At 61.5% G+C, this 18,929-nt stretch carries 11 protein-coding genes and 1 tRNA gene; 5 read left to right on the forward strand and 7 right to left on the reverse strand.

The genetic code is table 11. The features are described 5' to 3' along the window. Positions 1-175 precede the first annotated feature (175 nt). On the forward strand, positions 176-3,121 hold the full coding sequence (locus TERRO_RS21985) for a serine/threonine-protein kinase (protein WP_014785781.1): 2,946 nt from the start codon (positions 176-178) through the stop codon (positions 3,119-3,121). A gap of 26 nt (positions 3,122-3,147) precedes the next feature. On the opposite strand, the gene TERRO_RS09480 is transcribed toward TERRO_RS21985, so the two are convergent. Continuing rightward, positions 3,148-4,398: an FG-GAP repeat domain-containing protein gene (locus TERRO_RS09480; RefSeq protein ID WP_014785782.1), complete on the reverse strand. Its 1,251-nt coding sequence runs from the start codon at positions 4,396-4,398 to the stop codon at positions 3,148-3,150. A gap of 94 nt (positions 4,399-4,492) precedes the next feature. After that, the gene (locus TERRO_RS21990; protein WP_014785783.1) at positions 4,493-7,063 is read right to left on the reverse strand and encodes a chitobiase/beta-hexosaminidase C-terminal domain-containing protein; all 2,571 of its coding nucleotides are present in this window, start codon (positions 7,061-7,063) and stop codon (positions 4,493-4,495) included. A gap of 243 nt (positions 7,064-7,306) precedes the next feature. On the opposite strand from TERRO_RS21990, the gene TERRO_RS09490 reads away from it, so the two are divergent. The 3 genes from TERRO_RS09490 (at position 7,307) to TERRO_RS09505 (ending at position 10,371) form a co-directional block, all read left to right on the forward strand. Continuing rightward, positions 7,307-7,579, forward strand: coding sequence for a hypothetical protein (locus tag TERRO_RS09490; protein ID WP_014785784.1), 273 nt, complete (start codon positions 7,307-7,309; stop codon positions 7,577-7,579). A 60-nt stretch (positions 7,580-7,639) separates the two neighbouring features. Further along, positions 7,640-9,190, forward strand: coding sequence for a hypothetical protein (locus TERRO_RS09495; protein ID WP_041592538.1), 1,551 nt, complete (start codon positions 7,640-7,642; stop codon positions 9,188-9,190). 329 nt (positions 9,191-9,519) lie between these two features. Further along, positions 9,520-10,371 (forward strand): hypothetical protein, encoded by an 852-nt coding sequence (locus TERRO_RS09505; RefSeq protein ID WP_157178308.1) that lies wholly within the window; start codon positions 9,520-9,522, stop codon positions 10,369-10,371. Between the two features lie 17 nt (positions 10,372-10,388). Here TERRO_RS09505 and TERRO_RS21995 read toward each other — a convergent pair whose 3' ends face one another. Both TERRO_RS21995 and TERRO_RS09515 read right to left on the reverse strand, forming a co-directional pair. Then, positions 10,389-10,712: a hypothetical protein gene (locus tag TERRO_RS21995; RefSeq protein ID WP_157178309.1), complete on the reverse strand. Its 324-nt coding sequence runs from the start codon at positions 10,710-10,712 to the stop codon at positions 10,389-10,391. A gap of 551 nt (positions 10,713-11,263) precedes the next feature. Next, positions 11,264-11,351, reverse strand: a tRNA-Ser gene (locus TERRO_RS09515). Between the two features lie 137 nt (positions 11,352-11,488). Between TERRO_RS09515 and TERRO_RS09520 the strand changes: the two genes are divergently transcribed. Continuing rightward, positions 11,489-13,399 (forward strand): asparagine synthase-related protein, encoded by a 1,911-nt coding sequence (locus TERRO_RS09520; protein WP_157178310.1) that lies wholly within the window; start codon positions 11,489-11,491, stop codon positions 13,397-13,399. Between the two features lie 44 nt (positions 13,400-13,443). Here TERRO_RS09520 and TERRO_RS09525 read toward each other — a convergent pair whose 3' ends face one another. From TERRO_RS09525 to TERRO_RS09535, 3 genes are read right to left on the reverse strand one after another with little or no spacing between them, the layout of a single operon-like run. Next, positions 13,444-16,542 carry an efflux RND transporter permease subunit gene (locus TERRO_RS09525; protein ID WP_014785789.1) on the reverse strand — a complete coding sequence of 1,033 codons (3,099 nt, stop codon included), beginning with the start codon at positions 16,540-16,542 and terminating at the stop codon, positions 13,444-13,446. 2 nt (positions 16,543-16,544) lie between these two features. Further along, a complete protein-coding gene (locus TERRO_RS09530) occupies positions 16,545-17,642 on the reverse strand; it encodes an efflux RND transporter periplasmic adaptor subunit (protein WP_014785790.1) in 1,098 nt (365 codons plus the stop codon). After that, the gene (locus tag TERRO_RS09535; RefSeq protein ID WP_014785791.1) at positions 17,642-18,901 is read right to left on the reverse strand and encodes a TolC family protein; all 1,260 of its coding nucleotides are present in this window, start codon (positions 18,899-18,901) and stop codon (positions 17,642-17,644) included. The genes TERRO_RS09530 and TERRO_RS09535 overlap by 1 nt, the downstream gene beginning before the upstream one ends. Positions 18,902-18,929 lie beyond the last annotated feature (28 nt).

The raw sequence follows: 18,929 nt of genomic DNA on the forward strand, positions 1-18,929 counted from the left end.
AAGTTGGCCTGCCGCCGCAGGGCCTTCCGCTGGTTCCAGGTGAGCTGGAGCCAGCGGCAGGGCGTTGTGCGTTTCAGTATATGATTTCGCGATAGCCGATTGGTTAGGAACGCAGTCTCAGTGAAGTCATTCGCGAGGCATGCGGCGCATTTGGGCCAGCTTAGGGAGCCACGCAATGGAGCAGAACGGCCCGCTGCAGTATGGGCCCTATGTTGTGCTGGAACAGATCGGTGCCGGTGGCATGGGTGCGGTGTACCGTGCGCGCGACCGGCGGCTGGAACGCGACGTTGCCATCAAGGTTCTGCATCGCCACCTGGAGATGGCAAGTGCTCGCGAACGCTTTCTGCGCGAGGCACGCGCAGTATCTTCGCTGAACCATCCCAATATCTCAACGATCTTCGATATCGGCGAACAAGACGGCGATCCGTACCTGGTGATGGAACTGCTCCACGGCCAGAGCCTGAAAGACCGGCTGGTGGACGGTGTGCCGATGTTGCCAGCCGAGCTGGAGGCCATTGCAACACAGGCGGCGCTGGCGCTGGCGGCTGCACATGCCAAGGGCATCGTGCACCGGGACATCAAGCCGGCGAACTTGTTCCTGGTGGATGGTCCGCACGGGGAGAAGCAGTTGAAGGTGCTGGATTTCGGTCTGGCGAAGATGGAGACGGATCGCATTCTTTATGGCGATGCCGGCGGGCTGACCCGCACCGGTTCGACTGTCGGAACCGTCGAGTACATGTCGCCGGAGCAGGCGCGCGGCGAAGACCTGGACGCCAGATCCGATTTGTTTTCGCTGGGAGCTGTGCTGTACGAGCTTGCAACGGGCGATGTGCCCTTCCGCGGTGCGACGAGTGCTGTGGTGTTTGCAGAGCTGCTGGGAAGCGACCCGGTGCCTCCGCGCATGCAGAACTCACACTTGTCGCCCGGGATGGATGCCATCATCCGCAAGCTGCTGGAGAAAAAGCGCGAGAATCGCATTCAGTCTGCGACCGTGCTGTTGGAAGACTTGAGAAAGCTGAAGCATGAGGCTCCCGCGCGGCCCTCTGTTTCCTCTGGTGCGAGTGTTACGTCCGTTCCGCAGGACACGCCTGCTGCGGTCTCCCAAGAGTTGCCGGTTAGGCCCTTGCCGTCGCGCGAAACCCAACCAAAACATGTAGTGCCGGTTCAGGAGCCAACGGTACGCGGCCCGCGAATCAAGCCTTCCGGCAGCCGGCCTTCCCAGATTTATGCGCGCACATCCGGTAGCCGGCCCTCACTCGAACTCGATGCTGCTCGCCTCCTACAGGATCTGTCCTTTGAGCGGGCTGCTGCTGAGGGTGACTCGGAAGAGGTGGAAGCAACGGGTCGCATACGCTGGTGGATTCCTGTGCTGGCCGTTCTATTGTTGGCGGGCATTGCGGCCGCAATCTTTCTGCGGCCGAGAGGAGCAGCGACATCGGCAGCAAGCGTCTTCACTGGGTCATTACAGATTACGCAGTTCGATAATTCCACCGGCAACGCTGTTCTGCAGGAAACTCCGGCGGTTGCCATGCAGATCCTCTTGAAGGAAATGCCGTCTCTCCATCTGACAGGCTTTGCGCCCTCTCCAGATACAGTGGATCTGGACGCGGCAGAGATGGCGAAGCGCAGTGGCGCAGCGGCTTATCTGACTGGCTCTGTATCGCGCGACGGCGAGCGATACCACGTACACGCCGAGATCCTGAAGACGACGGACAGCTCCAGGCTGGCACAGGAAGATGTCGACGCGGCATCCATGGTGGAGCTGCCCAATGCATTGAGTCGACTGGCGGTCGCGCTGCGCACACACATGGGCGAAACGCCGGAACAGGCCGGAGCGGATACGGTTCAACTGGCGAACGAGGCTACAGCTTCGCTGAGTGCGCTGGCGTTGTACGCGCGCGGCTCATCGCTGCTACGAGCGGGGCAGCCGACGGCGGCCGTTGAACAGTTTCAAAAGGCTCTGGCCGACGATCCGTCCTTTGTCACTGCGAGGCTGGATCTGGTGGAGTCACTACGTCAGGCGGGAGCAGAACCGGAGCGCCTGCAGGCTGCGGCCCTTCTGAAGCCGATGGCTGGACGGGTTGGCGTGTGCGAGAGAAACCGCGCAGTCTATGAGATCGCAGACGCCGCCGGCGCGCTCGATGCGGCGCAGCAATGGGCGACGGCCTGTCCGACTCAGACCGAAGCGCAGATTGCTCTTGCACGGCAATTGCTTGCGGCCGGGCGTGGCGCAGAGGCGGAGGCAGTCGGGAACAAAGCTGTCCTCTTCGACCCAGCCGGTCGTGGTGCCATCACCATCGCGACAGAGGCCATGATCTCGCAGGACCACTATGAGTCCGCGCTGAAGCAGCAGGCTCACGCCGTGTCACTGCGCGCCTCCACGCCTGGATTGCTGTTGCTGGCAGCTTATCTGCGCGGGGATCTGGCTACCGAGTCAATGGCGCTGGCCCTCGCGGAAGCATCGTCGAACTGGCAGGATCAGTGGGCCGTGGTGACCTATCTTGCCAATCGCGGAAGGCTGGTCGAGGCGTCGCGATTTGGGCAAGGCGCGGCGGCTCGCCTGCAGCAGATGCGGGAAGTCGCGTCAACGGGAACGCTCATGCGTACACGTATCTCCGCTCTTCAAGCGATGGCCGGACATTGCGACGGCGGTGCAATTCGTGCCGCGAAGGCAGGCGACTTGGCCGAGTTCTATGCAGAGATTGCCGGGGCATGGTGCAAGCACGCGCCAGGCAGCGCGGGAATCAACGATGTGCACCTGGCAACGATTGCACGCGCGGCCGATACGTGGAGCAACGGCGATGCGCAGGGAGCGCTCGACATTCTGCAGAGCAGCCGTGGTGGCAGACAGGCACCCGTTGCGGCCATGCTTCGCGGTGAGATACACCTGGCGATGAAGGAGCGGGTGCTCGCCATTGGTGACTTCCAAGCTGTGATCACAAAGCGCGGAGCATCACTGCTGACGGGGACACTGGTCTACCCGGCAGCGCAGGCGGGCCTGGCGACGGCCTATCACAGGATGGGCGATGAGCCGAATGCCGCGCGGGTCGAAGACGATCTGAAGGCACTGTGGAAGGATGCTCCGCGCAACGAACCGTTGCTGAGGCGCGCGGTGAAGTAAACCTCCCTCATCGGTGATGACCGGGGTTAGTGTCTGGATGGTGTTGCCTTCGGCGACTTCGTCAGGTTTTCGGCAAGGAACAAACCACTCTTACCAGCGCTGACGAGGTCCAGGTCTCCATCGCCGTCGATGTCGACTGCGACCGTCTGAACGCCGCCGCCCATGCGTCCGCCGTAGTCGACGATGTGCCGTGTCCATTCGACTCCACCGTTGGCGGGTGTGGCTTTGTCGGCGGGTAGCTTGCGCCATTCATACCAGTAGAGACCGATGGGATCGCGCTCGCCTGGGTCGCCGCCGTTGTGAGCGAAGTAGCGCTTGCCGGTGACGAAGTCTGGCTGGCCGTCGCCGTTCATGTCTACAAGCTGCGAGGCGTGGGCCTGCGACCATGAGCTGTCGATGACGTGTTGCACCCATTTACCGTCGGCGGTCTGCTCATACCAGGCGACGCCATAGTCGTGCGCCACGCCGGTCAGAAGGTCTTTGCGGCCGTCACCGTTGATGTCGATCAGGTGCATGTAACCGAACTGGCCGTTGGGGCGGGCTGCAGATTTTGCCTGATCAGCGGGCGTTCCGGCGGGCGGGATGGACTTCCATCCCCAGTCGGTTGGATGGAAGACCCAGTCGCCTTCGGCGTGGATGTCGGCCGGAGCTTCGAGCCAGCCTTTGGGTATGAGGATGTCGTTGCGACCGTCGCCGTTGACGTCACCTGCGCCGATGCCGTGGCCGTAGCTCATCTTGGCGACGACGTGTTTGACCCACTTACCATTCGCAAGTTCGAACCATGCGGCGGGCACGTTGGGCCGGTCGAATTCGGGGAGTAGTTCGTTGGCTTTGCTGTCGTTATTGAGGTCGACGAGGAAGGCGAACTCGGTTGGGCCACTGTTGTCGATCTCGGTTTGCTTCCAGGGACCGCCGGTTTTGCCGGGGTTCTTGAGCCAGACGATGTTGTGTGCGAAGTAGCTGAACTGGATGATGTCGGTCCAGCCGTCGCCGTCGACGTCCATTGGCTGGTCTGAGAAGTTGTCGATGTAGCCGTTGGCGTAGTCGATCTGGCGCAGTGGATGCTTGGTCCAGTGCGGTGCTTCGTACCAGCTTTCTCCTGCGACGATGTCGGGTTTGCCGTCGCGATTGATGTCGGTAACGGCGACGGTTTCGCCGTAGCTAGGGTCGATCATGGTGACGTGGAAGGCTATGTCCGGCGGTCTGCTGGCAGCGAAGGTTACAGCCGCGCCACAGATTGTTGCGGCCGTCAGGAGTGCTTGCAGGGTGACGCGCATGCGGTCAAAACCTTCCGATTGAATCGTCTCAGTCGCGGAGGATTGTAGCGGCTCGCGCGCGTGATGAGCAAAGCGCGAGCCGGGGCACCTTTCCCTAGGGTTTTGCGGGCAGACCGATGAGCGGGGTCTTCACCGGAGCGGCGGCTCCGATGAATTCCATAACGGCACCGTTGGTCGCGGTGTCGCCGTAGCTGGTAACCCAGAGGTTGCCGCTGGGATCGATGGCCAGCCGTTGCGGATTCTTGAGCGATGCTGCCGCGCCGTACCCGTTGGTGCCGGAGAGGAGGGTGCCGGGTGTGCCGGTGCCTGTTTCGCCCTGGAGCTGCGTCAGTGTTCCGGTGAGGGTGTTGGCTACCCAGACGTGGTTGGCGCTGTCGACCGCGATGCCTTGCGGTTGGGTACCGGTGCCGAGCGTGTAGCCGGCCGAGGCGACGTTGCCGGAGGGGCGCACCTCGCTGACGGAGTCGCCGCTGAAGTTGGCGGCCCAGATGTTGCCGGCGCTATCGAGCGCGATGCCTGCTGGTGCGTTGCAGCAGGTGACGGCGGTGCCGAGCGTGCGATCGGCGGCCACGCGGAGCAGGGTGCTACCGCCCTGGTTGGCGAACCATGCACCGTTGGTGGCGTCGATCGCGATCGCGGAGGGATCGTTGAAGGTGCCGGCGAGACCGCCGGTCGGTGTGATGGGAGCTCCTGCCGAGGAGAGGAGGGCAACGGTGGAGTTACCACCGTTCGCCACCCAGACATTGCCGAGTGCGTCAGTTGCGAGGCTGGCCGGATTGTTGACGCCACTTGAGAAGCCCGTGGTGCCGGAGAGGACGACGCCAAGCCTGGTCAACTGCTGTACTGCGCCCTTCCCGGAATTCACGCTGGCTGCACTTTCCTTGCTGGCGACCCAGATGTTGCCGGAGCGGTCGATTGCAAGTCCGTTGAGTTCGAACATGCCACCACCGGTGTAACCAGTCGAGGGCGAGAAGGCCGCGCCCTGCGACGACAGCCGTGTGACCGCGCCTGCATAGTTCGCGATCCAGACGCTGCCGATGCCGTCGATGGCGATTGCCGTTGGTTTGTTGATGCCGCCGCCCTTGTGCGTCACGGCCAGCGTCCAGTCGGCTGGCGCGGCTGCGAGGCGTGGCGTGAAGACGCCGCCGGTGGATAGCGCGTACACCGCAGCTGGGTTTGCGGCTGGATGGAGGGCGAGGTTGACGAGGGCGGAGAAACTGTCGGTTGAGTAGCCTCCGCTACCAACAGGTCCCGGGGTGGTTGTGGCGTTCAGCAGAGGCTGGCACGCGGCGCTACCGGTGAGACCGCCGCAGGTTGAAAGGGCGTTGGCGAGCGAGTTCAGTTCTGCCAGCGGGAGCGTGCTGGCTGGGGAGAGCTGTGGGCCGCTCGGGAGTCCTGTGACCGGGTCCGCGATGACCTTGGCGGTAAGGAAGGCGCTTGCGATGCCTCCGGCGTTCGAGGCCGGTGCGCCGATGCGTGCGTAGGCGTACCCCGCGTAGGTATCGCTGAACTGTGCGAGTGCGTATGCCGCAGCGACTGTGGTGAATTCGTTGATAGTCGCGGCTGTGCCGAGGCTGCCGCATGGCCCGAGTGCGGTGACGAGTGTAAGAAGGTCAGTTGCTGCAGATCCGCCTGCGGGAGTGCCGCCACTCGATAGCAGAAACGCCTGGTCGGTCGCGCTGGCGCAAGTATAGGTGAGGGAGAAGTGGCCGGAGGAGTCGGTGGAGAGTGACGGGCTGATGAGACGGGGGGCGGTCGCGTAGCCGGTGGTTCCCGCGGTGTAGAGACGTACGGTCGCACCCACGACTGCGCTCTTGCGGATCTGGACCGCGCCGTTCAGCGCTCCTGCGAGTTTGAAGGTGGCCTGCGCGATTGCGCTGTTGCCGTATCCGGTCGCGACGGCGATGGCCTTGACGGTGGAGCTGGTGCTGAGGCGGAAGGGGGCAGTGTAACGAGTGGATGCAGTGGTCGGGGTGCGGCCGTCGACGGTGTAGTAGATGGCTGCGCCAGCCGTGGCATCGGTGATGGTGACGGTCTGTGCCGTGGTGAAGGTGCCCCCGGCAGGGCTGATGGCGGGTAGGGCGACGGTCTTCGGCAGGATCGTGATGATGGAGGATGCGACCGCACTGTTGTTATAGCCGGTAGCTATGGTGATCGCGCGCACTGTCGTTGTTGCAGAGACTGCGAAGGCCGCTGTGTACTTCGTCGACGACGCGGTGGGCGTGGAGCCGTTGGTGGTGTAGTAGACGGTCGACGCGGGTGTGGCCGCGGTGATGGTGACGGTCTGCGGGCCTGCGAAGGAACCTGTTGCGGGCGTGATGACGGGGGCAGCGGCCCCCGGCAGATTGATATTAATTTTGACGGTTGCGACACGGCTGTAAGCCGCGGAGGAGATCACGGCGATCGCGCTGACAGTCGACGTGCTTGCAACCTGAAAGGGGCCTTTATAGGCGGGAGAGAACGAAGTCGCAGGGCTTCCGTTGACCGTGTACCGGATGACGCTGTCTTTGTTGACGGAGGTGATGGTGACCGTTTGCGTCCGGGCGAATGTGCCGCCACCGGGTGAGATGGTGGGGGCCGGCAGGGAGGCAGGATCGACACCGCATCCGGTAAGCGAGAGCGCAAGGAAGGACAGAACTGCAAAGGTGTGACGCAAAGATGCCATACGGTCTCCGGAGTTACGCTGCTGGTCCCGCATCTGCAGGGCAGGGTCAGGTTTCGAGGGTTTCACCTCACCATAAGACCTTTTGACCCAATGCGGTTGCTAAACTTTGCACAAAATGAGTAATTCCTTATCTTCGTCCGTACAATCTTGACTGGTGCTCTGGCTGGGCAGCGAAGAGGGGTTGAAGAAAGAGATTCCGCGTTGTGGATGATCTTCGCCTTTTCATCGCCTATACTTCGATGCATGGAGATTGGCGGCTACAACAAACACGTGGACCTTTCGAAGCTGGGGACTTCCGTGCTTGTGGGTGCGTGCGTGATCCTGGCGATCCGCACGGCGCGCAAGGTGATCCACGATCATCCGACAGCATCGGACCGTGACCTGGAGGCGGAGGTGGATACCTCGATACGGCTTGCGCACCGGGTGATGAAACACATGGTGAGCAAACATGCCACGCTCTTCCCGAGCAAGGATGTGCCGTGGTATCTGCCAGCGGATGAGGATCACCCGAAGTGAGGCGACTCCGAGAGTCGGGAAGCGGGCAGAGCGGACGGTAGCATGGACCTGCGAGGCAGAATGAAGACGCTTACAGGCTTGCTGGTCCACCACCTCTTGATGATTACGGTCGCGGCGATGTTTGTGCCGAGCAGCCCTTCCCAGGCCAAGGTGCAGAAGACCGAGGTCCATTTTCAGCGGTACGCGGGTGCTTCGCTGGATGCGCAGCTTCGAGCCGCAGTGGCCGCCTACGCGGGCAAGCCCGCAACGCTGGTGTTGATCCAGGACACGGCTGGGACGTTTGCGGCACCTGCGACTCTACGGGCGAATGACGATCTGCTGTTCAACGCTTCCGCGTCGTTTGCTTCCGGTGCTTACGTTGTGGCGAACGGCGGGAACCGGATCTCCTGTGCGGCGAATGTGGTGCTGACGACCAAGACGCCCAACACCTCTCTGATCCGTGCGGAGGGCAATGGTATCGACGTGGGGAATTGCACGGCGAGCGGTGGCGGCGGCGACTCTGCCGTGGTGGCAGCGCCTGTTGCCCGGCATGCGCAGCACCTTCGGGTTCATGACCTGGTGGTGAAGGACATTGGCGTGGCGAACCTTGGCGGTGTGGACGATGCCGAGGTGTGGAAGTTCGACGCGACGGCGAGCCGGCGGGGCGGCACGGCGTACGGAGTCGTCATGACCGGGGATTCCACGCATGTGCGTGTGCATGACGGCAGTGTGAAGCTGTTCGGCCATGGCGTCGAGTGGTTCAACGCGGATGCGAACCTGAGCAGGGGTGGTCCTAAAACCCGCGCACAAGTGGGAGCGCATGGTGGCTGGTACACGATCGAAACGATGCAGTGCGAATCTGTCACGGGTGCGTGCGTCTGGGGTTCGGTCGCTCACGACATTGTGTCGCGCAACAATGTGTCTCGTAATGCCGGGGACGTGGGGTTCGATTGCGAAGGATGCATCGATTACCGAAGCGAGAATGACAGTTCGACGGAGGCTGCGAATGGTGGCTTCGCGACCTTCTTCTATGCGGACAACAACGTCTTCGTTCGCCCGCACCATACGTCTTCGACGGGCAAGAGCGGCGTGATGATCTTCAATGACTCACGCATGCCTGGTGTGAACACGCGGACGGCAGTCATCGATGGGGTTATCAACTGCTACAACGTTGCGTGTGTGGGCGTGGGTGGCAACGCATCGCAGGGCTTACAGGTAACTGGCACGCAGTTTTTGAATGCGTCCATTACGCCGAATGATTACTGGGCTGGGCCGACGATCAAGAACAACCACTTCACGGCATCGGCGGCGATGGGCCCGGCGATCAACCTGGGTACGCTCTTTGGTGGCGGCGTGGTGAGTGTCGAGGGCAACACGTTTGAGGGTGGATTCAAGCAGGCGGCGGGAGTGTCCTGCGTTGTTGTAAAGAATGTGGACTACAACGCGCCGGTTGCGGTGGTGTTGAAGCAGAACCGTTGCGCGGGCGGCTTCACGGGGGATTGGGATGCGACTTCCGGCAGTGGGAACGCGGGTGTTGGGATGAACCTGACGCTGGATGGGAATGTGGAGACGCATGCCGGGATGGCTCTGCATGGGTTTGGTGGGCGGGATCGGGTTTTGAAGGGGAAGTAGGGGTAGTCGTTATCGGATGTGACTTGTCTTATAGCTGCGCTGCCCGCCCATGCGTACCGTACGCGACGGTTTCCGCTGTGAGAATCACGGCGAGTAGCCTGCTCGATCCATCAGAAGCGTTAGCCGGTGCGGCTTCGACGCGGATCGGGCGCAGCATTCTTCAGCCGAGGTAGACCTCGGTACTGTAAGCGATTATCTCTCAGCACTGGTTGCTTACGCTGAATTCATCAGGGATGATGACGCATGGAACAGCCTAGCTTGAACGCGTCGCTTTACCAGAAAGAACTAAGTGATATCGCGCAGATGATGGCCATGCGCATTCTCCGCGAGTGGCCCTCGGAGCGCCTGAACGAGGCAAGAGGCGCAACAGTTCTACTAACCACTTTACAGATGGCGCTACATTATTGGAACTGCATCAATTTCATTGCTACGGTTCAGAAAACTACATCTCCGGTTGGCACCAAGAGCATTCTTTAGTTTTTCCATTGATAGATCGGACGCTCTTGGAGATGGTCGCTAACGTCATTTTTCTTCTAGAAGATCTGGAGAGCAATGGGTTCTGGTTTCTTCGCGCAGGATGGAGAGGGGCAAAGATTGCTTACGACGCAACTCATGCTGAGCAATGGACGGAAGATCGGCCTGATATCGTGAAGTTTTTACAAGAACGAGGAGCGATCTTGGAAGAAGGACGGGCCGACCTCCTCATCACGGAAGAAGAAGCGCTAAACCCCACAACAGCACTGAGGCAGTGGCTCACCATCGGCCTCTTGAAAGACTACGGAGTGAAGAAGGACGATCCGTTGAGCAGGGGGCGCAGAGTCGTTAAATATCTTTACACCCGCTTTTATTCTGAGCTCGCATCCATCGCACATTCGGATGGCTTTGCACAACTTATCCAAGGAGCCCTTGCTACTAGCATTGCTTTGACACCCGAGCAACGATCAATCATTAGGGAAGATGCATTTCCCATCCAGAGGTCACGCAGCATGTTCCTCTCCTCCATGTTCCTGCTTTGCATCATCTGTGAAGTTCAGCAGTATCTGGCTTTCAATGACGGACTGCTACCAGTTCGGATCTTACGAATTTGGGAGCATCTTTCGGTGCAGGAGGAAATTCGAGATGTATACGAAATGGGCTATAAGGAGTTGTACGATCTACCATCTGTCGGACAGACCCCATAGGACTGTTCTTTGAGTCTTTAGCCGAAATCAGCATCCGGTCTGAGCCGTTCGACGACAATGAAGCACGCGATTACCAACTCCGCGCAGGCTGCAACGAATGCGTCGTCTACCTCTACAAGAGTGTCTGGCTCCGACACATCACCTTCATGAAAGAAACGTTGGTCGGGTGCCTTCAGAAGGAACGGGAGTTTGTCTTTCTGAGCTAGAAGTCGCTCGTAGCTGCTTCCCTTGCCATGCTTCAAGACATTTATGCCTGCGAAGAATTGATCAAATCGCAGCACCAAGGCATATTCTTCTGCTTCAGCGAGAAGCTGAGAAGCTGTCGCGGCACCGTAGCCCATCCTGAAGGCGGGCCTCGAAGATCGAGAAGATGCCAACTGCGACGACCACCTTTCCGAGCGCGAGAGCCTGCTGGGTTTTCACGAGGGCCGCACTTCCGGGTTTGTCCTTCGCAACAGCATTCCGCATGGCGCCGTTAAGCGCGTCAAGCATGAAGTAACTGCAACGCCAGGTGATCTCGGCAAAGCGATCCACAACTCAACCTCTAATCGCATCTTAGCGTCAGGGAAAGCTGTCTTGCCGTTGAGCAGCTCGGCCGCTTTCTGCCGCTCAGATCTGTCAAAGTCAGCGAGTAGGGCACGCTATTCTCGCACTTCATCGCCATTCCGCTATAGCGGTAATGCGTAGGTCCCGCTCGACGATAGGCGGCGAGAAGAGAAGAGATCAGCCGAGGTGCCGGAGAACTGCCAGGTCTCGCTATCAGGCTTGGGTTTCCAATTTCCAAGCTTTACTGTCACGAAATCACCAATGGCAAAGGCTACGTAGATTACGTAACCTTTTGGGACCTATTAGCTGACCGTAAGCCGCTTGTAGCAAACAACTTAGGATTGAATGGCGGAGAGACAGGGATTCGAACCCTGGATACCTTGCGGTATACACGCTTTCCAAGCGTGCGCCTTCAGCCACTCGGCCATCTCTCCGCGTGCTTCCATCTTACGACAGAATTGGTACTTCTGGAGGGCTGGTGTGTCGTCTGGGGAGTTGTCGTTGCGATGGGTGGGCGGGTAAGGTTTTGTTGCGGGATTTGATGGCTGCGATGTGGCCAGGGGAGTAGCGATTGTCGATTGCGGGATGTCTTGGCGAATCGGCGGAGGTTCGGCGCGAGGTTGAGGGAGCGCTGCGCCGGATGCAGTTGGGTGCGGGCAGTCTGCGGTCTGTGCTGCCTTGCGGTGGTGCGTGGCTGGGTGCTGTGGATGAGGCGACGGTGTGGGAGGGCGATAGCGGCTCTTCGCCTGTGGATGTGGTCTTTGATGGGCGGCTGTTTGAGCTGGGGAAGCTGTGCGCGGAGCTGGATCTGCCGGAGGATTCGAGCGAGGCCCGGGTGGCGGCGTTTGCTTACCTGGCGTGGGGTGCGGAGTTTTCGGAGCGGCTGGATGGCGAGTATGCGTTTGCGTTGTGGGATCGCAGGGAGCGGCGGCTGGTGCTGGGTCGCGATGCGATGTCGCGTGTGCCGCTGTATTACAGCCGGCCTCGTGGCGGGTTCTGTTGCGCGAGTGAGCCGGTTGGGTTGATTGGCTGGGCGGGTGTCGATGCTTCGTTGAATGAGCGTGCCCTGGCCATGGTGCTGAGCCTGACGGCGTCGGCGCCGACGGATGAGATGACGACGGTGCGGAAGGGCATCCTGTCACTGAAGGGCGGCCATGTGATGCTGGTGGGCGCGGATGCGACGGAGCGGACGATCGACTACTGGAGGCCGCTAGGCGCGCCGAAGCTGGTGGTGAAGGATTGGCGGGAGTATGCGGAGGCGCTGCGCGAGGCGATGTTGCGTGCGGTGCGGGTGCGTCTGCCGGCGAAGGGGCTGGTGGCTTCGCAGCTTAGCTCGGGCTTTGATAGTTCGGGGGTGACTGCGCTGACGGCGCAGGTGCTTGCGGAGCAGAACCGGCCGCTGATTGCGTATACGTCTGTACCGGTGCATGCGGTGAACGCGCGGGAGATTGCGGGCGATCGTTTCAGCGATGAGTGGCCGCTGGCGGCGAAGGTTGCAGCGATGTATCCGAATGTGGAGCATGTTGCGGTTCGGACGGATGCGGCGGACTGGTGGCGTGCGCTGGATGTGATGAGCGATGTGTGTGGTGGGCCGACGGGGTTCATCCGGAACTCGCGCTGGTATTTCGGGATCCTGGAAGATGCTCGCCGGCGAGGTGCGGTGGCGATGATGGAGGGCCAGGCGGGAAACCACACCGCGAGCTACAACGGCGGGTTTGGGCTATACGATTTGCGGCGGAGCGGGCAGTGGATGCCGCTGGTTCGGGCGTTGCGGAACCGCAGGCGGCATGGCGCGAAGTGGAAGACGATGCTGGGGGCGACGTGGATGCCGTCGCGCAGTGCGATGGCTCGGATACAGCGGCTGCGCCGGAAGCAGATGCCGAAGATGTTTGAGCTGTCGCTGATGCGGCGGGATTTCTATGAGAGTTCGGGCCTGCCGCAGATGGAGATGTCGGCGATGGGAACGACGATGGAAGGGGATCGGTCGAGCGGTGCGGCGTGGCGGTTCTCGATCATTCGCGGCGGCGACATGGGGATGATGGGCGCGCTGCAGCGGCGGGCTTTCAGCATGCAGCGCGAAGATCCTACGGCGGATCGGCGGCTGATCGAGCTTTGCCTGCGAATTCCGGATGAGGCATTTGCGCCGGAAGGGATCAAGCGGGAGCTGTACCGAGAGGCGTTTCGCAGGGACTTGCCAGCGGAGCTGCTGGCGGAGCCGCTGCGGGGGTTGCAGTCGAGTGATTTTCTGCAGATGTTTGAGGCGTGGATACCGCAGTGGCAGGACGAGCTTGACCGGCTTGCACAGTCGCCGCTGGCGAGCCGTGTTCTGGATCTGCCGCGCATGCAGAGGCTGTTGGATGACTGGCCGAAGATGATCGCGGGGAGTCGAGCGAAGGCGGATCTGGCCTACAACTACACGTTTGGCGGAGCGATCGCGATGGGGCGGTTTCTTCGAAGGATTGAAGAAGCGAAGGGGCGTTGATGCGAAGAAGGCCGGCGATGATCGCCGGCCTTCTTCCGTTTGGGTTATGCGCGTTCCTGGTCGAAATGCTTCGGAATGCGGCGGGCCATGAGTGGTGTGAGCAGCAGGACGGAGAGCACGGTCGTGATCATGCCTCCGACGACGACGCGGGCGAGTGGTTGTTGTGCCTGGGCGCCGATGCCGTTGCTGATGGCCGCGGGTAGGAGACCAAGGCCTGCGGACATGCATGCCATGAGGACGGGACGCATCTCGTCGAGGGCACCTTCCCGGAGGCCCGCCTTTGCGCCGTGGTGCTGTTGCGCTCGACGGATGCCGGAGAGGAAGACGACTGCGCCCAACGTTGCGACGCCGGTGAGCGAGGTGAAGCCGACGGCTGCGGAGATGGAGAACGCGGTGTGTGTGATGAGCAGCGCGAGGATGCCTCCGATCGCCGCGAAGGGGAGCGTTGCGAGGACGATGAAGGCGTCGAGCCAGGTGTTGAACTGCGTGTAGAGAAGGATCAGGATGGCGAGCAGGCTGATCGGGATGATGAGGGCGAGTCGCTTCTGTTCTTTCTTGAGGGAGTCGAACTCGCCGGCCCAGGCATAGGTATAGCCGTGGGGTAGCGCGATCTTGTCGCTGAGTTGTTTTTGCAGATCCGTGATGGTTGCTGCGAGGTCGCGGCCGCGCACACTGAACTTGATGGGGATGTAGCGGCGACCGGCTTCGCGATAGATCTGGAAGCTGCCCTGACGCAGGCCGATGTCGGCTACGGAGGAGAGTGGAACGGAGCTGCCGTCGCCGGCGGGCAGCATGATGGAGCCGATGCTGTCGGGGCTGTTGCGGTATTGGCCGGGGTAGCGGACGGTGATGTCGAAGCGGCGGTCGCCTTCGATCATCTGCGTGACGGGCGCGCCGCCGACCGCGGCCTGGATGGCTGCGTTAACGTCAGCGGGTGCGACGCCATAGCGCGAGGCCTTGGCGCGGTCGACACGGACGACGAGTGAGGGTTGGCCGTCGACCTTGAAGATGCCGACGTCCTGCACACCGGGTACGCCGTCCATGACGTTCTGGACGTTGATTGCCTGCTTGCTGAGTTCGTTGAGATCGTCACCGAAGATCTTGAGCGAGTTCTCGCCCTTGACGCCGCTCATGGCCTCTTCGACGTTGTCCTGGATCTGTTGCGAGAAGCCAAAGACGGCGCCGGGGTATTTGGAGAGCTGATGCTGCATCTGTTCGATCAGCTTTTCCTTGGAGCCGTGAACGTCCTTGGGCCACTCGCTTTCGTCCTTGAGGTCGACGAGGAATTCGAGGTTGTTGAAGGTGGTGACGTCTGTGCCGTCGTTGGGACGGCCGAGTTGCGAGACGACCTGTTTGACCTCAGGGAATTTGAGGAACTCGCCCCGGAACTCGTCGACGGTCTTTGCTGCGAGGTCGAAGGACACATCCTGCGGCAAGGTTGCGCGAATCCAGAGATTGCCTTCTTCCAGCGGCGGCATGAACTCACCGCCGACGGCGTAGACGAAGAGCAAACCTGCGATGACGAGAGAGGCCCCTGCTGTGATCCAGACCAGCCTAGAGTGGCGCATGGTCATGGTGAAGGCGCGATTGTAGTGATGGCGGAACCAGTTGGAGAGCCAGGTTCCTTCGCCTGCGTGCGCGTCTTCTGCTTCGGGCACGGCTGTGGGTGGTCCTTTGGGGGCGAGGACGAAGGCGAGTACGGGAGCGAAGACGAGACCGAAGAGCAGCGCACCGATGAGTGCGAAGCCGTAGGTGACGGACATGGGCGCGAAGATCTTGCCGGGGACACCCTGCATGGTGAAGAGCGGGATGAAGGCGACGAGGATGATGGCGGTGGAGAAGAGAACAGGGCGCGATGCGTCCTGTACGCCTTCAATGATGAGCGTGGCGAGGTCGTCTTCGGGCAGCCTTCGCGAGAGTTTGCGATGAATGTTTTCGAGGACGACGATGGAGGCGTCGACGAGGATGCCGAAGTCGATGGCGCCGATGGAGATGAGGTTGGCGGAGTGGCCCGTTGCGGCCATCAACGAGAAGGCAAACAAGACCGCGAACGGAATGGTTGCGGCCGCGATGATGGTGGTTCGTACGTCACCCAGCATGAAGAGCAGGATGAGCGTGACGAGTACGAGGCCGGTGATGATGACGTGCTTGACCGTGTGTTCGGTGCGGTCGATGAGGTTGGTGCGATCGCTGATGGTGTCGATGTGCATGCCCGGGGGCATCAGGCCGCTGTTGAGCTGCTTGATCTTGCCCTTGAGGCCTTCGAGTGCGGGGATGGACTCTTCGTCCTTGTTGAGGAGGACGATGCCTTCGACGATGTCGCTTTGTTTGTTGCGGCCGATCTTGCCGAGGCGTTGCTGCGAGCCTTCACGCACTGTTGCTACATCGCCAACCAGAACGGGTACGCCCTTGTTCTGCGCGATGACGATCTGTTCGATGTCGCCGACGGTGTGGAGCTGGCCGACGGCGCGGACGTTGACGCTCTGTTCGCCGAGTGTGACGTAGTTGCCGCCCGCGTTGGCGTTGGAGTTGTTCACGGCCGCGGTGAGCTGCGGGAGTGTGACACCGTGCGCGAGGAGCTTCTGCGGGTCGGCTTCGATCTGGTACTGCTTGACCTGACCGCCGAAGGTGGTGATATCGATGATGCCGGGGACCTGCTTCAACTCACGACGGACCAGCCAGTCCTGTGTGGCGGTGAGGTCGTTGAGGGTGTAGGGGCCGGTGAGCTGGTAGCGATAGATTTCGCCGATGGGTGACCAGGGCGAGAGCTGCGGCTGCAAGCCCTGGGGTAGCTGGATCAGTTGCAGGCGATCAAGGACTTCCTGTCGGTCGTGGAAGTAGTCGCTGGTGAAGGTGAAGTAGAGCTTCACATCGCTGAGGCCGAAGATGGAGATCGACCGCACGCCGTCAAGATGCGGCATGCCGAAGAGTGAGGTTTCGATGGGCGCAGTGACCTGCTGCTCCATCTCTTCGGCAGACCACGCGGGGTTCTGCGTGATGATTTCGACGAGTGGCGGCGACGGGTCGGGGTAGGCCTCAACGTCAAGCTGCAGCGCGCCGAAGGTGCCGGCGACAAGCATGCAGGCGAGAAGGATGAGGACCAGCGCACGCATGCGCAGGAGTAAGCGGATGATGGATGCCATCGTTAATCTCCCGCTGCCGGTGCGCGCAGGAAGCTGGCACCCGTTTTCACGACGCGTTCGCCGTTTTGCAGACCGCTCAGGATCTCGACGTCGTCACCGTGGACTCCGCCGATCTTGACCTGGCGCAGTGCGAACTTGTTGTCCGCACCCTGCACGTAGACCTCAGCATTCTCGCCATCGTGAATGACGGCCGTTGCGGGCACGAGCACGACGGTGTTCGCGGGACGTGCGATCTGAAGGCTTGCGAACATGGCTGGCTTGAGGCGATGGCCTGGGTTGGGCAGAACGACGCGTGCGCGGAGGGTGTGCGTGGTTGGGTCGAAGACATCGCCGACGTTGGCGAGCGTGCCGTGGAAGACTTCGTTGGGATAGGCCTGCACGGTGACGTCGACGTGTTCGGACCTCTTAAGGAGCGCGAGATCGCGCTCGAAGACTTCGCCTTCGACCCAGACGGTATCGAGATTGGCGATGGTGGCGATGCCGTTGGTGGCGTTGTCGACGGACTTCTGCAATTCGCCGTTGGCGGCTCCCACTTCAATGACAGTCCCGCTGATGGGCGAGGTGATGGGTGCGATGTCGCTGGTGCCGTTCTCGCTGAAGCCGAGTTCATGCAGACGCTGGCGCGTGCGTTCGAGCTCTGCGTGATCGCCGCCAGCTGTGGCTTGCAGTTCGATGAATGCGGCCTGCGAGAGCACCTCATGATCGAGCAGCAGTTTGCCGCGAGTAACAGCACGGTCGGCGCGGTCGGCTTCAACCTTTGCCTTCTCGTAGTCGGAGCGTGCGGCTGCGACATCACCGCTTTGCAGCATGGCGATGGTCTGGCCCTTGCGGACGTCCTGTCCGGCGATGACTTTGAGGGCCATGATGCGGCCGGAGAGTGGCGGGAAGATATGGACGAGTTTCGTCGGGTCTGCCTCGATGTGAGCGGGTACGTTGAGTTGGTCGTTCAACGATGCGGTGTGCGCGGTGGTGACGGTGAGGTTGGCTGCGGGCAGGTCAGCCTGCGGCGCTTCCTTCTTTTCTTTGCAGCCGACGGAGGTCAGAAGCAACAGGACAGCGGCGCCTGCGAGGGCGGCTCGGGTGCTGATGGGGACGGACATTACGGATTCACCTCAGTCGCCGTGGCGTAGGAGAGTTGGTGCAGCGCGGTTTGCGCGGTGGCTTGTGCGTTGAGCGCGGCGAGATTGGTCAGGCGGTAGTCCTGCAGGGCCGAGAGGTAGTCGAGCAGGGTGGCGTTGCCGTTGCGGTAGGCGAACTCAAGGTTGTCGCGGACGTGTGCGGCTTCCGCGAGGTACTTGGTCTGGTAGCGCGCGTTCTGCACCACTGCGGCCTGATAGGCGGCGTAGGCCTGGTCGACGTCACTGATGACCTGATTGACCTGCTGCTGCAGGAGGAGGCGGCTGCTCTCGGCCTCGCGACGGGTGCGCTCCTGCTCGCCCTGATTGTGGTCGAAGATGCGAAGCGGGATCTGCAGATTAAAACCGCCAGTGCTGCCGGTTCCGGAGTGTTCGTACTCGACGCCGAACTGCGGATCGGTCTTGCCGTTGGCGTTGGCCAGGCGGATAGCGGCTTCGTTGGCGCGAACCTGCCGACTGGCTGCGAGGAGGTCCGGACGGGCGGCGATGGCTGCGTCCTCTAACTGCTTCTCCGTGCTGGCGAGTTGCGGAAGATCGAGCGTGCCGGTGATGTCGAAACTGGTGAGGCCGTGCGGCTCCCCAAGGAGCAGTTGCAGCTGCTCGCTGGCCTGGGTGAGATTGAGCTGCGCGTTGGTCTGGTCGTTCTCAAAGCCAGCGAGCTGAAGTTCGATCCGATCGAAGTCGGTGCGGTCGACGTCGCCGACGTCGAGACGAACCTTCATGAGGTCGACGGTGCGCCGGTAGCCTGCGAGGTTGTCGTTGGCGATGGCGAGGGCGAGCTTGGCCTGGAGCATGCGTGTGAAGGCGATACGAACGGCGAAGTCAAGGCTGCGTCGCTGGTCATCGAACTGCGCGGATGCGACGCCCGTATTGGCACGTGCGGCGTCGAGACGCAGGCTACGCTTGCCGCCGGTTTCGAAGACGCGCTGCAGTCCGATGCCATAGAAGGGCGGCCCATTGGGGTCGGTGTTGGAGAGGGTGTTCTGCGTGCCTTCACCGACGATGGACGGGTTGAGGCGCAGACCTGCGGTGATCTCGAGGGCTTGCACAGCAGACACATGTGCCTGGAGGCCCTGCAGGCCCGGACTGTGAAGCCGGGCGTAGTCGACGGCCTGCGAGATCGTGAGGGGTTGGCCGGGTGCAGAGGCAGACGGGGGCGCCGCTGTCTGTGCGAATGCCACGGCCTGCAGCAAAAGGCTGCCGGACAGGATAAGACTTTTCATGTGGGTACGGGGTTCCTCAGCGCACGGA

The sequence above is a fragment of the Terriglobus roseus DSM 18391 genome (genome assembly GCF_000265425.1).
Taxonomy (GTDB): domain Bacteria; phylum Acidobacteriota; class Terriglobia; order Terriglobales; family Acidobacteriaceae; genus Terriglobus; species Terriglobus roseus.

Coding starts and splice junctions, on each gene's coding strand:
- TERRO_RS21985 (WP_014785781.1), top strand. CDS start 176: ATGGAGCAGAACGGCCCGCTGCAGTATGGGCCCTATGTTGTGCTGGAA.
- TERRO_RS09480 (WP_014785782.1), bottom strand. CDS start 4,398: ATGCGCGTCACCCTGCAAGCACTCCTGACGGCCGCAACAATCTGTGGC.
- TERRO_RS21990 (WP_014785783.1), bottom strand. CDS start 7,063: ATGGCATCTTTGCGTCACACCTTTGCAGTTCTGTCCTTCCTTGCGCTC.
- TERRO_RS09490 (WP_014785784.1), top strand. CDS start 7,307: ATGGAGATTGGCGGCTACAACAAACACGTGGACCTTTCGAAGCTGGGG.
- TERRO_RS09495 (WP_041592538.1), top strand. CDS start 7,640: ATGAAGACGCTTACAGGCTTGCTGGTCCACCACCTCTTGATGATTACG.
- TERRO_RS21995 (WP_157178309.1), bottom strand. CDS start 10,712: ATGGGCTACGGTGCCGCGACAGCTTCTCAGCTTCTCGCTGAAGCAGAA.
- TERRO_RS09525 (WP_014785789.1), bottom strand. CDS start 16,542: ATGGCATCCATCATCCGCTTACTCCTGCGCATGCGTGCGCTGGTCCTC.
- TERRO_RS09530 (WP_014785790.1), bottom strand. CDS start 17,642: ATGTCCGTCCCCATCAGCACCCGAGCCGCCCTCGCAGGCGCCGCTGTC.
- TERRO_RS09535 (WP_014785791.1), bottom strand. CDS start 18,901: ATGAAAAGTCTTATCCTGTCCGGCAGCCTTTTGCTGCAGGCCGTGGCA.